Raw genomic sequence first — 13,115 nt, 5'->3', positions numbered from 1 at the left:
AACCACTCAGCCATTATCCCGAACCTTTGTTTAGTAGCTATTACCGTAGGTAATACTATTTCCTTTATGAGCAACCTCAATTTTAGACCAATTACCTTTACCAACATTTGAACCCGAAAAAGAACCATTTCCATTCTTGACATATGCGTAATGATCTTTAGTTGAATGATATGCGTGTGCATAATCTTCATTAATAGCAAGAGTATTATAACCATAAGTCAAAACACCTTTTCCGCCATCAGATGTAGTGCTCAATTCCCACTTTTTATCAAATGTCTTATTCCCGTTTGTAACAGAAAATGCCATTACTGGAATTGATGAAGAAATTAACATTGCACTAATAGCTACCCTACAATCACTTTCTTTGCTCTCATAAGTTTTACCTCCTTTGATCTGCTGTATTTCTATTTATATTTTATCAAATATTTTGTATCTAGTCAATCAGTATCTTGACTTATATAGCGTCGAATTGTAAGATATATTCCTTGTAAAATTAACCAAAAGAACAACAGATTTATTGATAATGCTTTTTTAATTACTTCTCCAAAATAAATGATGACAGCCGCACTTGTCAGTATCATCAGTAGGGTAATAACATCCCAACAGTTTTTCTTATATAATTCTATAACCTTTATTTCTATCAGTATTGCCAGTATCCCTGTCCCTGCCACACATATTCCAACAACCAATATCATCAATAACCAATATATGATTCCGGCTATAATCTCATTTGGAATTTTTGTGCTGATTTGTGCCACAGATTGCCCGGCATCAATCGTCCAACCGATAAAAGTTTGTATGAATGATGCTGCATCATGGAAGAATGATTTGCAATCGGAAAGGAACACATCTGACTGTACTGCCTGAAAAAGAGTGGTTGTCAGCGAATACCATGCAAGAAGGAACAAGGTTGTTTGGAACATTACCGTTTTTGCTTTATATTGTCCTGCAAGTTGCTCTTTTTGTGTTTCGTATCTTGCTTTTGCATTCTGATAGGCTGTCCGGTCACAGGCTTCGCATTTTTTATAGAGTACCGGCTTTTCTACCGGTATCTCTACGATTTTCTGATGTGTCCGGGCATAATCCCGTTGTTGTGTTAAGCATCGTATTTTATCTTGACATTCCTCTATCGTGACGTTTGCGCTTCGCAGCTTCTCTTTCTCGCTCCGCAATGCTCTGTCTGCCAGCTTCAAGTCGTTCTTTAATGCTTGAATATTCCCGGCTCTGTTCTCTTTGTTTAATTTCTCGTTCAAGGTCAGAGATTCGTTGAGCTGCGTCTTCAGTTCCACGATAAGCTGGTCTTTCTGTTCCAACTCTTCTTGTATCTCCTCGGTCAAGAGCAGAAGTTCTTCCAACTGTTCGGCGTTCTTTGATTCTCTGGATTCGTTCATCTATATCACGTCCTTTCTCTACCTGCTGTTCCAGTTCAGCAATTCGGTGTTCTGTTTCAGTAATAAACTGTTTTCGCTGTTCAGCTTCTGTGCCAATATCTGCCATTGCTGATTTTCGTTTTCCAAAAGTTCTATCTTCGTTTTCTGTTCTTCCATCTTGGAAAGTAGTTCCTCGGTATTTGGCAAAATGTTGAGCAGCTCGGATAACTCGCTGTTTAATTTTTGCAATTTCTGATTCTGTTCCTGCATAAGAGAGAGTTGGGTGTCCCGGTTCTGCATTTCCAGAAGCATTTCTGCCATTAAGGTCTGCTGTTCTTCGATTTGCCCAATCATGGACTCCATTAAGGGTATAATTTCCCGGCTTTCTTCTAATGTCATTTAATCGCTCCTTCCATAATGATAATGCACCTGATACTTTCCCAAAGGTGTCCAGTATCTTTTGCAATAACGTGTTTTGTTGTTTTATGATTTGATTTTCCGCTACTTTCCACGAACCTTTTATTTCCTGCCCGGCAAGAAACTTTTGTTCAATCTTTCTTGCGTCAGCACCTTCATGGATGGTAGGAATCTGGAGTTTTCCCTGCTTTTCGTAAGAACGGTGATCGACCTGATTATGCAAAGGCAGATGTTCATTACACACCTTTGCCCACTCGCTCCGCCACAGTTCACAGTTTTTTGGATTGTTCCATCCCGTAGCATCGGTCAGTACCCGTTTCCATTGCAGGCGGTTTCTTGCACCAATCTTCTGGATTCCGTTTTCATCTAATACAGGGATACGGATTCCATGACGGTCAGGGTTTTTCTTATCCTGCCACCAGTTCGGATGGGATTCATCAATCACGATATTTCCGCTTTTATCTCTGACAAAATCCCAATCTTTGACTTCTTTCTTCCCCCAAGAATGATCCGGGTTAAAAGGGCGCATTGTCAGAAGCAGATGGACATGAGGATTGCCATCCCCTTTGTCGTGGATACTCCAATCAGCACACATTCCCTTATCCACAAATGTTTTTTTGATATAGTCGGCTGTATATTGAATCTGTTCCTGTCTGCTCCATTCTTTGGGGAGGGCAAATTCAAATGACCTGCCAAGTTGGGCATCTGCACTTTTTTCAATCTTCAATACCTCATTCCATAACCGTTGTTTCTGAAATGTGATTTTAAATTTTTCTAAAGCAGCTTCTTTATCTTCTGACCTTTTGTATCGGACAGATTTTTGAAAGCGTTTTATATTTTCTTCTGGTACTATCTGCCATTCAGGAGGTGCGTTTTCGCACATCATCAGACTGGTGTAGACCACTTCTTTTTTAGAAGTGTAATAACTGATTCGCCCGGTTTCCTCGTTTTTCATCACATCCCCATTGAGATATGCGGAAGCGGAGATAACAGATTTCCCTTTACTTCGTCCGACTATTTTGATTGTGTAATGAAAAATCGCCATGTCTGGATTCCCCCTTTCTGCACATCCGGCATAGATTTCCGGCAACATTGCTTTCAGTTTTAGAAAAAGCAGTATTGCCGGAACGCCCTCTGCGTAAGAGTGCCCTGCGCATAGCAGCCTGCATGGAATGCGCCCCTCTGGCGAAGAGTGCCTCCTGCGGCATGAGCAGGTCTGGCTGAAAGCCCCGCCGACGGAACGAGCCCGGCAAGCGTGAGCGAAGACCGGTTGCCACTTGTGGCAAACTTATTGGGACGACCTCTGGTTGTCCATAAGTGCGCCCTTCATGAAAAAGCAATGAAGGGAATGAAAAACTCATCCCCCCCCCGCCATTACACTTCCTCCATATCGGTATGTGTTTCTTTCTGCATTGCCTTTGAAAAAAATTTCCCATTGGCTTCCTGCTTTTTCAGAAAACCAATCAGCTTTGGGATGTCCTCTTCCTCGATAGGCGCACCGAGAACGGATTCCACCGCACCGCCAACCTGACAGAGCCTATGAGTTCGTTTTTTACTTTCTTCGGCTTTCTTTCGTTTCAGAAGTTCTTTCTTCTGTGCTGCATATCGTTTTGCTTTTTCAAGGCTTTCCTGTTCCTTCTTTTCCATTTCAAGCATTCGTTCTTCATAACTTTTTGTTGATTTTGCCATGATTACATTCTCCTTTCCTTCACAAACATAAGTTCTCGGTTGCGTATCAGAAGAAGCACATGGTATAATCTTCTTGCGTGTAGGTATATCATGGCTTCGGTCTGATAGAACCTTTGGCGGTTTCTTTGGAAGCCGCCTTTTTAATTTGCCGCAGTTCTTGTTACGGCTTTTACATTTCCTCTATCCCTCAAATCACGACCTTCATTCGCTTCCATAAACATTTCCAGAATATCGGTTTTAATCAGGACTTTGCGACCAACCTTTAATACTGGAAGTTTCTTCCATTCTACAAGCTGTCTTAAGGTGTTTCTGCCGATTCCCGTATAGTCAGCAGCTTCTTCGATGGATAATGCAATTTTTCTTTGCGTCATATAATCACCTCCTTATAAATTGCATTATGCAATTCTTGTGATGTAAGTATATCCTTTTCATATCTTTTTGTCAAGCGTTACGAAATATTAAAAATAATTTTTAAGTTGCATATTGCAATTTCGGAAAAACAATGCTATAATTCATACATACCGAAAAAGGAGGCAGTCAGCATGAAAGATAAAGAATTACGCAAGCTGATAGGCAGCAGAATAAAACAGCGCCGTCTGGAATTGAATCTGACACAGCCTTATGTCGCAGAGAAGATGGGAGTTACCGCTTCTACAATCCTGCGTTATGAGAATGGTTCGATTGACAATACGAAAAAAATGGTGCTGGAAGGTCTTTCGGAAGCACTCCATGTATCTGTGGAATGGCTCAAAGGGGAAACAGATGAATATGAAACCGACATTACGGATAAGAGAGAATTACAGATTCGTGATGCGATGGGAGATATTCTGGAACAGTTACCGCTTGCCCTTACCAAAGAAGAAGATGCTTTTTCAAAAGATTTATTACTGCTGATGTTAAAACAATATGGTCTGTTTTTGGATTCCTTCCAGTTCGCCTGCAAAAACTTCAAGGGAAATGCTGGTCAGACGGATATTGCCAAAACAATAGGGTTTGAATCGAATGAGGAATATAATGAGATTATGTTCTTAAGGGAAATCACTCATACCATCAATGCTTTTAATGAGATGGCAGACATTGTAAGGCTCTATTCCAAGAAACCAAAAACAGCAGAACAAAGGCTTGCAAATCTTTTATCAGAAGTCTTATACGAAGATTCCGAATCGGTATAGTAAGACAACCGGAGTTATGATATACTTACACGCACGAAGCATTTCATCAGTTCCGATTGTCTAATATCGAAAGGAGACATACGATTATGGCAAAAGGATCTGTAAGAAAAAAAGGAAAGAAATGGTACTACCGCTTCTATGTAGAGGACGCAAGCGGCAATCTTGTTCAGAAAGAATGCGTTGGAACAGAAAGCAAAAGTGAAACTGAAAAACTGCTCCGTCAGGCAATGGATGATTATGAGAAAAAGAAATTTGTTGCCAAAGCGGATAATCTCACAGTCGGACAGCTTTTGGATGTGTGGGCAGAGGAGGAATTAAAAACAGGTACGCTCAGCAATGGTACGGTGGAGAATTACCTCGGAACAATCCGAAATATTAAGAAACACCCATTGGCAGAACGTAAACTGAAAAATGTAACCTCTGAACATTTGCAATCTTTCTTCGATTTGCTTTCCTTCGGGGGAGTTCATCCCGATGGAAAAGAGAGAAAGGGTTACAGCAAAGATTACATCCATTCTTTTTCCGCAGTCATGCAGCAATCATTCCGCTTTGCAGTATTTCCAAAGCAGTATATTACGTTCAATCCTATGCAGTATATTAAACTGCGGTATCAGACGGATGAAGTGGATTTGTTTTCTGATGAGGATATGGACGGAAATGTCCAACCAATTTCACGAGAAGATTATGAAAGACTGCTTGCTTATCTGCAAAAAAAGAACCCAGCCGCAATACTTCCAATCCAGATAGCCTATTATGCCGGGCTTCGTATTGGAGAAGCCTGTGGTTTGGCATGGCAGGACGTAAATCTGGAAGAACAATGCCTTACCATAAGACGCAGCATCCGATATGATGGCTCAAAGCGCAAATATATCATCGGACCAACCAAGCGGAAAAAAGTAAGGGTTGTTGATTTTGGAGATACACTGGTAGAGATTTTCCGTAATGCCCGGAAAGAGCAGTTAAAAAATCGAATGCAGTACGAAGAACTTTATCACACGAACTACTACAAAGAGGTCAAAGAGAAAAACAGAGTGTACTACGAATATTATTGCTTAGACAGAACGCAGGAAGTCCCGGCAGATTATAAAGAAATTTCTTTTGTCTGCTTAAGACCGGATGGTTGTCTGGAACTTCCGACTACTTTGGGGACGGTATGCAGAAAGGTGGCAAAAGCATTAGAGGGATTTGAAGGCTTTCATTTCCACCAGTTACGTCACACCTATACAAGCAACCTTTTAGCAAATGGAGCAGCCCCAAAAGATGTACAGGAATTGTTGGGACACTCAGATGTCAGTACCACAATGAACGTCTATGCTCACTCCACAAGAGATGCGAAACGAAAATCGGTTCGGCTTCTTGATAAAGTGGTAGGCAATGACTAAAAAATTTCCCTTATTTCCCTTGTGATTATCTCATAAGGGCAAAAATAAGGGAAACTACATATCATTTCACTAATGAACAGGCGGGAAAGCCTGTAAAATAGGGAAAGTTAGAGGAATAATTATATAAATTCCAGTTTGTATAATTGAAAAAATGAAAAACGCATAGACAACTGTGTCTATTAGTGAAAATACGACATTTCTCGCTTTGTGTCGTGTTATTTGCAGATAACAGATTCTATATTTGATGATGAAAGGAGGAGTTGAGGTGGACCAAGTAAAAATCGGGAATTTTTTAAAAAAACTTCGCAAAGAAAAAGGCATTACACAGGAGCAGTTGGCAGAAATATTAAATGTCTCTGGAAGGACCGTATCCAGATGGGAAACCGGAAACAATATGCCGGATATCAGTATTCTTGTGGATATTGCAGATTATTATGATATCAGCATTCCTGAGATTATCAGTGGAGAAAGGAAAAGCGAGATGATGAACGAAGAAGAAAGAAAAATTGCTAAAACAATGTCAGATTATGCAACTACAGAGAAAGAGAAGATTTTTAAGGAAATGAAGCTCCAAAGTGTCATGGGAGTTTGTGCATTGGTTCTATACTGGATTCTGCATGAAACAGGTGCATATATGTATAATGATGTGTTAGGAAAGCTTGCCGGCTATTGTGAGACCTTGGTATCTGTGTCAGTCATAATGATAGCAGCATTTACGACAGGATCTTTAAGCAAGGTGCGGAGCAAGAGTAGGAAAGTTTTTGTGTTCGAAAATTTCCCAAAACCTATGCAATTAGTTGTAACTGCAGTTGTTGCCTTTGGTGGAGCTGCTGTGATCAAGCTGGTACTGGTGTATTTTTTCGGCTTATAAGTATTTTCAAATTCGTATTACATACTATGAAAAAGAACTTTTTGACATTCTTACAGATGCGTGATAATATGCTTATAGAAAAAAGAGTGCTACCGATAGACGGTTAGTCCGTTTTACTATTTAGAATATCTATCAAAAATAACCGCTTAGTTTGCAGACTGGGCGGTTATTTTTGTGGTTTATGATTATCCTTGCCTAATGTATATCCGATACAAAAGCAGGTTAGGCCGAAGCTCACTACTGCTATGAAGTCAACAATACTCATTGGCTTAGTTCTTCTTTCCAGTGGATTCCCTTTTGGGTTTCTATGTAATCAGAGGGTCACAGGTCTCCGTTTCACTTCGGTCGTTGCAAAACGAGTGCCAGTGGCACTCTGCAACCCTCTGTTGAAGGACTAACCGCCTACCGTTATGGTAGCACCCATATTCTGATTATAACCGCCTGAAACTGTCGGCGCAATATGAAGTTGACAGATGAGAGTAGGGCAACTGTAGAAAAGAATCTTTTCGACCAGGGATTCCGGTGCCAAAACGGTGCCAAGAAATCAGGCAAATAAAAATAGATGGTGCAAATCAGCCGTTTTTCACTGTATTTTGGATAGAAAACCATAAAAAATATGAGGTAAAACGGGATTAAAGTATCGCGAGGGTGGACGTACTGTAGGATCAGGACGTGTTGCTACAGTTATCGAGTAACCGTTAATTAGTATAACATCCTAATTTAATATATATTGAGTACCGCAAGGTACATTGTGTCCAAACGTAAGATACCCCGGAACCGTAAGGCTTCCGGGGTATTTTTACGAAAAATATTCATAAAATTTCTGTTTTATGGATTCAAGAAATACCAGAATTCATGCCCCTGGCATACGATATATCTTTCCAGCCATTCATTAAAAGGGATATTAAAACGATCAGTATCTGGAGCTGGATAGCATAGGTAATCGTCTCTGCCTTCTGATACAGCCTGAAGATCCATGGTTATATCGCCGATGTCCTGTAAGCAAAGAACAGGAAGATGATATGTAAACTCCGGATCAGATAAAATAGGCGTACTATTCCAAGATTCCTTTTCTTTGAGCGCTCTTTTTAAAGAATAAATGGTACAGCTGACTAAAGAACTGCCTTCCTCTCCGCAAAAAAGTTCCATGCCATTTGAGCAGGATAAAAAAGCTTTGTATGAGGCAGGAAGTTTCATATTGGGAAAATATTTTTCAAACAGCTGAAATTCTTCAGGTGTTACAGGAGGGTTAAATTTATGAGTTACTTTTATAGGTTCATCGCCTAAATGCCACTGATAGACCCATCCATTATTTTCCATTTCATATTTTAGATTGTTGAAAATTCTGTAGATTGCACGGATGTCTTCCATTACATATATGCTCCTTGATCGATGTGATATTGTAAAGATTCATATGTCTGCTTTATTTGATAACGGAGAGTAATTATAGCATGCTTAAAAGTTTTTTCAATGCTTTTTTGTGCAGAATTTACCAAAACCCTCTCGACTTTATACCACGTTAATGCTATACTTATACAGCTGTTTAACGTTTTAAAGCAAAAAAATAAAAGTGAAAATACAGGAAAGAAGATAGAAAATGAAGATCGTTGTATGTATGAAGCAGGTACCGGCAACTTCCAAGGTTGATATCGATCCGGAAACCGGTGCCATGAAACGAATGTCCGGTGAGACAAGGACTAATCCATATGATCTGTTTGCATTGGAAACAGCCCTTGCGATCCGGGAAAAAACAGGCGGAACTGTAACCGTTCTTACTATGGGACCGCCTCAGGCGGAAGAGATGATCCGGGATGCTTATACCATGGGTGCTGATGAGGGCGTGATTCTTTCAGACCGAAAATTTGCGGGAGCGGATGTTCTGGCAACCTCTTATGCGTTAGCACAGGGAATCCAGGTGATCGGCGGTGCAGATCTGATCATCTGCGGAAGACAGACCACAGATGGTGACACAGCCCAGGTTGGACCGGCCATTGCAGAGCATCTGACCATCCCACATGCTGCATGGGTAGCTGAGATCATGGACGTCAATGAAAAAAGCATTCAGGTCCGTCAGGATCTTGTCAGTGTTTCCCAGGTTTCCGAGATTCCGTATCCATGTCTTTTAACCATTGACAAGGATACCTGCGTGCCACGTCTGCCATCCTATTTATTAAAGAAGGCAACTTCAGACCGTCCGGTACGGATCTTAAGCTTTGAAGATATGCCGGATCAGGATCTGAGCCGTTACGGACTGATCGGTTCCCCCACCTCTGTGGAAAAAATGTTTGCGCCGGAGGAAAGTGAAAAACAGGTTTATCTGGAAGGAACTGCAAAGGAAAAGGCAGACAAGCTTGTTGCTCTCCTGACCGGAAAGAAGATCATATAGGGGGAAGCGGAACATGGAATTTTTAAAATTTGATATAAACAAATGCGTACTCTGCGGAGTATGCGTGGAGAAATGTCCTTTTGGGGCCCTTACCATAGAGGGAAATGGAATTGTTGTAGGCGATGCCTGTCGTATGTGTGGGCTTTGCGTTCGTAACTGCCCGGAGAAAGCTATCCGGTTTGAGCAGAAGGCGAAATCCTTTGACAAGGATAAATGGAAAAACTTTCTTATCTATGTGGAGCAGGAGAGAGGAGAGATCCATCCGGTTACCTTTGAGCTGATCGGAGAAGCAAGAAAGATGGCTGTCAAAGTCGGTTATCAGGTTAACTGTGTGATCGTCGGAGGAAAAGGAACAAAGGAAAATGCGGAAAAGCTTCTGCCGTATGGCGTAGACAATGTGTACGTATATGAGCATGAAGGCTTCGAAGGCTTCCGCGCAGACTGTTATACAGACGCAGTTGCAGACTGTATCGCAGCAAACAAACCAAGCTCTGTGCTGATCGGAGCTACTGCGCTGGGACGTTCTCTTGCGCCGAGGCTTTCCACCAGATTCCATACGGGACTGACTGCAGACTGCACAACTCTGGATATCCGTTCCAACACCGATATGATCCAGATCAGACCGGCTTTCGGCGGAAATATCATGGCTCAGATCGGCATCACCAAATCACGGCCACAGTTTGCCACGGTTCGTTATAAGGTTATGGACAAGGCAGAAAAAGTAAAAAATCCGCATGGTCAGGTGGTTGTATGTCCGGTAAATGAAAAAATGGCAGATTCCAGGATCAAGATTCTGTCATCCAGGGTCATTGATAAGGTAAAGAGCCTTGAGGAAGAGGATGTTCTGGTAGTAGCAGGCCGTGGTGTCCGGAATGAAAAGGATGTGGAAATGTGCCGAGAACTGGCAGATGCCCTTGGCGGACAGCTTGCCTTCACCCGTCCTATGGTAGAAAACGGATTCGGAGATGTTGCACATCAGATCGGACTTTCCGGAAGAACTGTCCGTCCGAAGCTGATCATCACCTGCGGTGTATCCGGTGCCATCCAGTTTACCTCCTGCATGACAGGATCTGACTGTATCGTAGCGATCAACAATGATCCGGAGGCACAGATCTTTAATGTTGCAGATTACTGCATCGTGGACGATCTGTACCAGGTTGTACCGGAGCTGACAGAGCTGATAAAGAATCGGAAGGAGGATTAAGTCATGGCATATCCCTATAAAAAAATGACTTCAGAAGATTTTGACTACATCCGTTCTGTGACTGCTTCAGATCGTGTATGGGTCGGTGACGAGATCGCAAAAGAATATTATCGTGATGAGATGCCGGAGTACGGAGTTTTTCCTCCGGAGCTTTATGTGGAGGTTTTAAATAAAGAAGAGATCTCAGCCATCATGGCTTACGCATATAAAGAAAATATCCCGGTGGTATGCCGCGGCGCAGGAACCGGACTTGCAGGCGGAGCAACCTGTAAATATGGTGGAATTATGCTTTCTGTGATGCGCATGAACAAGATCTTTCCGATCGACAGAAAGAACCAGACCATCACAGCGGAGCCGGGAGCACTTCTCATCGATATCCAGGCAGCCGCTGCAGCAGGAGGACTTTTTTATCCGCCGGACCCAGGCGAAAAAACAGCTTCCATCGGCGGCAATGTTATCACAAATGCCGGTGGCATGAAAGCGGTACGATATGGACTGACCAGGGATTTCGTCCGTTGTATCGAGGCAGTTATGCCGGATGGTTCCATCATGAATTTTTCATCCAACGTTGTGAAGAACACAACGGGATATGATGTAAAAGATCTGGTGATCGGCTCAGAGGGAACCTTATGTATCCTGACTCAGGTAACGCTGAAGCTTCTTCCCGCACCGACCTGCACCTGTACCCTTGTAATGCCGTTCAGGAGTCTTGAGGAATGTGCAGACATGGTCCCGAAGGTTCTGGAGCTGCCGTTTGTGCCAACAGCCATCGAGTTTCTGGAAAGAGAACTGATCGATATCGTAGAACGTAATCTAAACAAAATGTTCCCGGTAAAACAGGGAGAAGCAGTGCTGATCGTTATGTATGATGCTTCCAGTAAGCAGGAACTTGACAGCGCAGTAGAGGCAGCAGCGGAAGCAGCTCTGGCAAATGGAGCTCTGGACTGCTGTATCGCAGGAACGCCGGAGCGTGCAGGTGCTGTATGGAGTGTCCGAGGCGGAATCCTGGAAGGAATGAAAGCAGATTCTGTCGCACAGGAAGAGTGTGACGTAGTTGTTCCACGAGCAAGGATCGCAGAGTATGTAAAAGCAGCCAAAAAGATTGCAAGCGCACACGGAATCCGTGTAGAGCCTTGCGGACACTGCGGAGACGGTAACATCCATACAGAGATGCTCCGTGGACCGGAAATGAGCGACCAGGAGTGGAAAGAAGCCACCCACGCAAGCCTGGTAGAGTTGTATGCACTGTCCAAAGAACTGGGCGGCCAGCTTTCCGGTGAGCATGGTATCGGAAACGGACGTCTGGAATTCCTGGAAGAGTTTGCTGGCCCGAGAATGATCGCTCTTTATAAAGCCATCAAGCTGGCTTTCGATGACAAACTGATCCTGAATCCGGGAAAAGTCATCGAATATAATAAATAAAAAATGGGGGAAAGAGAGATGAGTCAGAATAAATCATTACAAAGTAAAATGCCTCTGGCTATGGGACTTGCGTTCGTCGCATTTACCACACAGTTCGGAGGTGGATTCGCATCAGGAGCGCAGATCTATCAGTACTTTATCAACTACGGTATCTGGTGTCTGATCCTGCCGGCAGTGACACAGGGATTGTATGCACTGTTTTTCTGGTATGGAATGCGCTATGCTTATAAACACAAAACCTACGATTACAGAAGCTTTTCCGACAGTCTTTACGGAAAAACGAAACCGGTTATGTCCAATCTCTATGAGATCTGTTACCTGATCATGATCGGAACTGCATCAGCAGCAGCCTTTGCAACCGGCGGTTCCACACTGCAGACACTGTTCGGGATCCCGTACTGGCTCTGTACACTGATCATTGCAGCATTTATCTTTGTGATCGCGCTTTTCGGAACCAATGTCGTAAGAAAATGTGCTTCTACATTAAGTGTGCTGATCATCATCGGTCTTGTACTGGTACTTGTTCCGAATATCATTGCACAGTGGGGAGATATCACAGCTTCCATCCATACTATGTCCTCCGGAGAAATGACTGTACTTTCCTCCGAGAGCGGAGCCTTTGGACCGGCCCTCTATTCAGCAGTCCTTTATTTCTTCTTCCAGCTGGCATCTGTTTCTGTTATGTACCAGCACATGGAGGATGTAACGGACGAAAAACAGATCAACAAAGCAGCGATCTGGATGTTTGTATGCAACTTCTGTGCAATGGAGCTTTCCATCCTCGGACTTCTTGCCATTGCATATGTAAGTGAACTGGCATCTGCCTCGGTACCGATGCTGGTACTGGTCCAGAACGGTGTAGGCGCCGGTATCCTGACACCGATCATTTCTCTGCTGATCATCCTTGGAGCTATTTCCACAGCAGTAAATATGATCTCCGGTATTGTGACCCGCTGCGTAAATGCAGTGGAGCGTCGTATGGACAGCCCGGCGAAAAAAGCGCAGGGACACCTTGGAAGAAATGCAGTTTTTACAGCGATCTTTACATTCCTGGCATTTGCCATTGCACAGTTCGGTCTGATGACAGTTGTTAAAAAGGGATATGCATACCTTGGATATGCGGCGTTTATTACATTGTTTGTACCGTTTGTTGTACATGCCGTTGCGACAAAGGGAAAAGAGATCTGAAGAATAAAAAGCTG

At 42.9% G+C, this 13,115-nt stretch carries 12 protein-coding genes and 1 pseudogene; 7 read left to right on the top strand and 6 right to left on the bottom strand.

Translation table 11 applies throughout. The features are described 5' to 3' along the window. Positions 1-30: 30 nt before the first annotated feature. The 5 genes and pseudogenes from mdcF to BLP57_RS13120 form a co-directional block, all read right to left on the bottom strand. Positions 31-374: pseudogene (gene mdcF / locus BLP57_RS13145) on the bottom strand (broad-spectrum bacteriocin mediterrocin MdcF). A gap of 63 nt (positions 375-437) precedes the next feature. Next, a complete protein-coding gene (locus BLP57_RS13140; protein WP_005608347.1) occupies positions 438-1,172 on the bottom strand; it encodes a DUF6040 family protein in 735 nt (244 codons plus the stop codon). After that, positions 1,111-2,832: a MobA/MobL family protein gene (locus BLP57_RS13135; RefSeq protein WP_040893156.1), complete on the bottom strand. Its 1,722-nt coding sequence runs from the start codon at positions 2,830-2,832 to the stop codon at positions 1,111-1,113. The genes BLP57_RS13140 and BLP57_RS13135 overlap by 62 nt, the downstream gene beginning before the upstream one ends. A 329-nt stretch (positions 2,833-3,161) precedes the next feature. Then, positions 3,162-3,476, bottom strand: coding sequence for a hypothetical protein (locus BLP57_RS13125; RefSeq protein WP_005608351.1), 315 nt, complete (start codon positions 3,474-3,476; stop codon positions 3,162-3,164). 140 nt (positions 3,477-3,616) lie between these two features. Continuing rightward, a complete protein-coding gene (locus BLP57_RS13120) occupies positions 3,617-3,847 on the bottom strand; it encodes a helix-turn-helix domain-containing protein (protein ID WP_004843519.1) in 231 nt (76 codons plus the stop codon). Between the two features lie 171 nt (positions 3,848-4,018). Here BLP57_RS13120 and BLP57_RS13115 point away from each other — a divergent pair, with 171 nt between their 5' ends. From BLP57_RS13115 to BLP57_RS13105, 3 genes are all read left to right on the top strand, one after another. Further along, on the top strand, positions 4,019-4,648 hold the full coding sequence (locus BLP57_RS13115) for a helix-turn-helix domain-containing protein (protein WP_015529844.1): 630 nt from the start codon (positions 4,019-4,021) through the stop codon (positions 4,646-4,648). An 86-nt stretch (positions 4,649-4,734) separates the two neighbouring features. Continuing rightward, positions 4,735-6,030, top strand: coding sequence for a tyrosine-type recombinase/integrase (locus BLP57_RS13110; RefSeq protein ID WP_006859611.1), 1,296 nt, complete (start codon positions 4,735-4,737; stop codon positions 6,028-6,030). A gap of 265 nt (positions 6,031-6,295) precedes the next feature. Beyond that, positions 6,296-6,901: a helix-turn-helix domain-containing protein gene (locus tag BLP57_RS13105; RefSeq protein WP_227574254.1), complete on the top strand. Its 606-nt coding sequence runs from the start codon at positions 6,296-6,298 to the stop codon at positions 6,899-6,901. 828 nt (positions 6,902-7,729) lie between these two features. Here BLP57_RS13105 and BLP57_RS13100 read toward each other — a convergent pair. After that, positions 7,730-8,272, bottom strand: coding sequence for an SMI1/KNR4 family protein (locus tag BLP57_RS13100; protein WP_015526348.1), 543 nt, complete (start codon positions 8,270-8,272; stop codon positions 7,730-7,732). A 226-nt stretch (positions 8,273-8,498) separates the two neighbouring features. Here BLP57_RS13100 and BLP57_RS13095 point away from each other — a divergent pair, with 226 nt between their 5' ends. From BLP57_RS13095 to BLP57_RS13080, 4 genes are read left to right on the top strand one after another with little or no spacing between them, the layout of a single operon-like run. Then, positions 8,499-9,287 (top strand): electron transfer flavoprotein subunit beta/FixA family protein, encoded by a 789-nt coding sequence (locus tag BLP57_RS13095; RefSeq protein ID WP_021650628.1) that lies wholly within the window; start codon positions 8,499-8,501, stop codon positions 9,285-9,287. 13 nt (positions 9,288-9,300) lie between these two features. Continuing rightward, a complete protein-coding gene (locus BLP57_RS13090; protein ID WP_092072303.1) occupies positions 9,301-10,491 on the top strand; it encodes an electron transfer flavoprotein subunit alpha in 1,191 nt (396 codons plus the stop codon). Between the two features lie 3 nt (positions 10,492-10,494). Beyond that, entirely contained in the window at positions 10,495-11,913 is a 1,419-nt protein-coding gene (locus tag BLP57_RS13085) for an FAD-binding oxidoreductase (protein ID WP_021976221.1), read from the top strand. A gap of 18 nt (positions 11,914-11,931) precedes the next feature. After that, positions 11,932-13,101: a YkvI family membrane protein gene (locus BLP57_RS13080; protein ID WP_092072300.1), complete on the top strand. Its 1,170-nt coding sequence runs from the start codon at positions 11,932-11,934 to the stop codon at positions 13,099-13,101. Positions 13,102-13,115: the final 14 nt, after the last annotated feature.

Origin of the sequence: Blautia sp. SF-50, from assembly GCF_900101315.1 — a bacterium.
Classification (GTDB): Bacteria; Bacillota; Clostridia; order Lachnospirales; family Lachnospiraceae; genus Blautia_A; species Blautia_A fusiformis.
Note: the sequence above shows the minus strand (reverse complement) of the source record. Positions and strands in the feature narration are given on the sequence as shown.

Coding starts and splice junctions, on each gene's coding strand:
- BLP57_RS13090 (WP_092072303.1), top strand. CDS start 9,301: ATGGAATTTTTAAAATTTGATATAAACAAATGCGTACTCTGCGGAGTA.
- BLP57_RS13135 (WP_040893156.1), bottom strand. CDS start 2,832: ATGGCGATTTTTCATTACACAATCAAAATAGTCGGACGAAGTAAAGGG.
- BLP57_RS13085 (WP_021976221.1), top strand. CDS start 10,495: ATGGCATATCCCTATAAAAAAATGACTTCAGAAGATTTTGACTACATC.
- BLP57_RS13080 (WP_092072300.1), top strand. CDS start 11,932: ATGAGTCAGAATAAATCATTACAAAGTAAAATGCCTCTGGCTATGGGA.
- BLP57_RS13100 (WP_015526348.1), bottom strand. CDS start 8,272: ATGGAAGACATCCGTGCAATCTACAGAATTTTCAACAATCTAAAATAT.
- BLP57_RS13110 (WP_006859611.1), top strand. CDS start 4,735: ATGGCAAAAGGATCTGTAAGAAAAAAAGGAAAGAAATGGTACTACCGC.
- BLP57_RS13125 (WP_005608351.1), bottom strand. CDS start 3,476: ATGGCAAAATCAACAAAAAGTTATGAAGAACGAATGCTTGAAATGGAA.
- BLP57_RS13115 (WP_015529844.1), top strand. CDS start 4,019: ATGAAAGATAAAGAATTACGCAAGCTGATAGGCAGCAGAATAAAACAG.
- BLP57_RS13095 (WP_021650628.1), top strand. CDS start 8,499: ATGAAGATCGTTGTATGTATGAAGCAGGTACCGGCAACTTCCAAGGTT.
- BLP57_RS13120 (WP_004843519.1), bottom strand. CDS start 3,847: ATGACGCAAAGAAAAATTGCATTATCCATCGAAGAAGCTGCTGACTAT.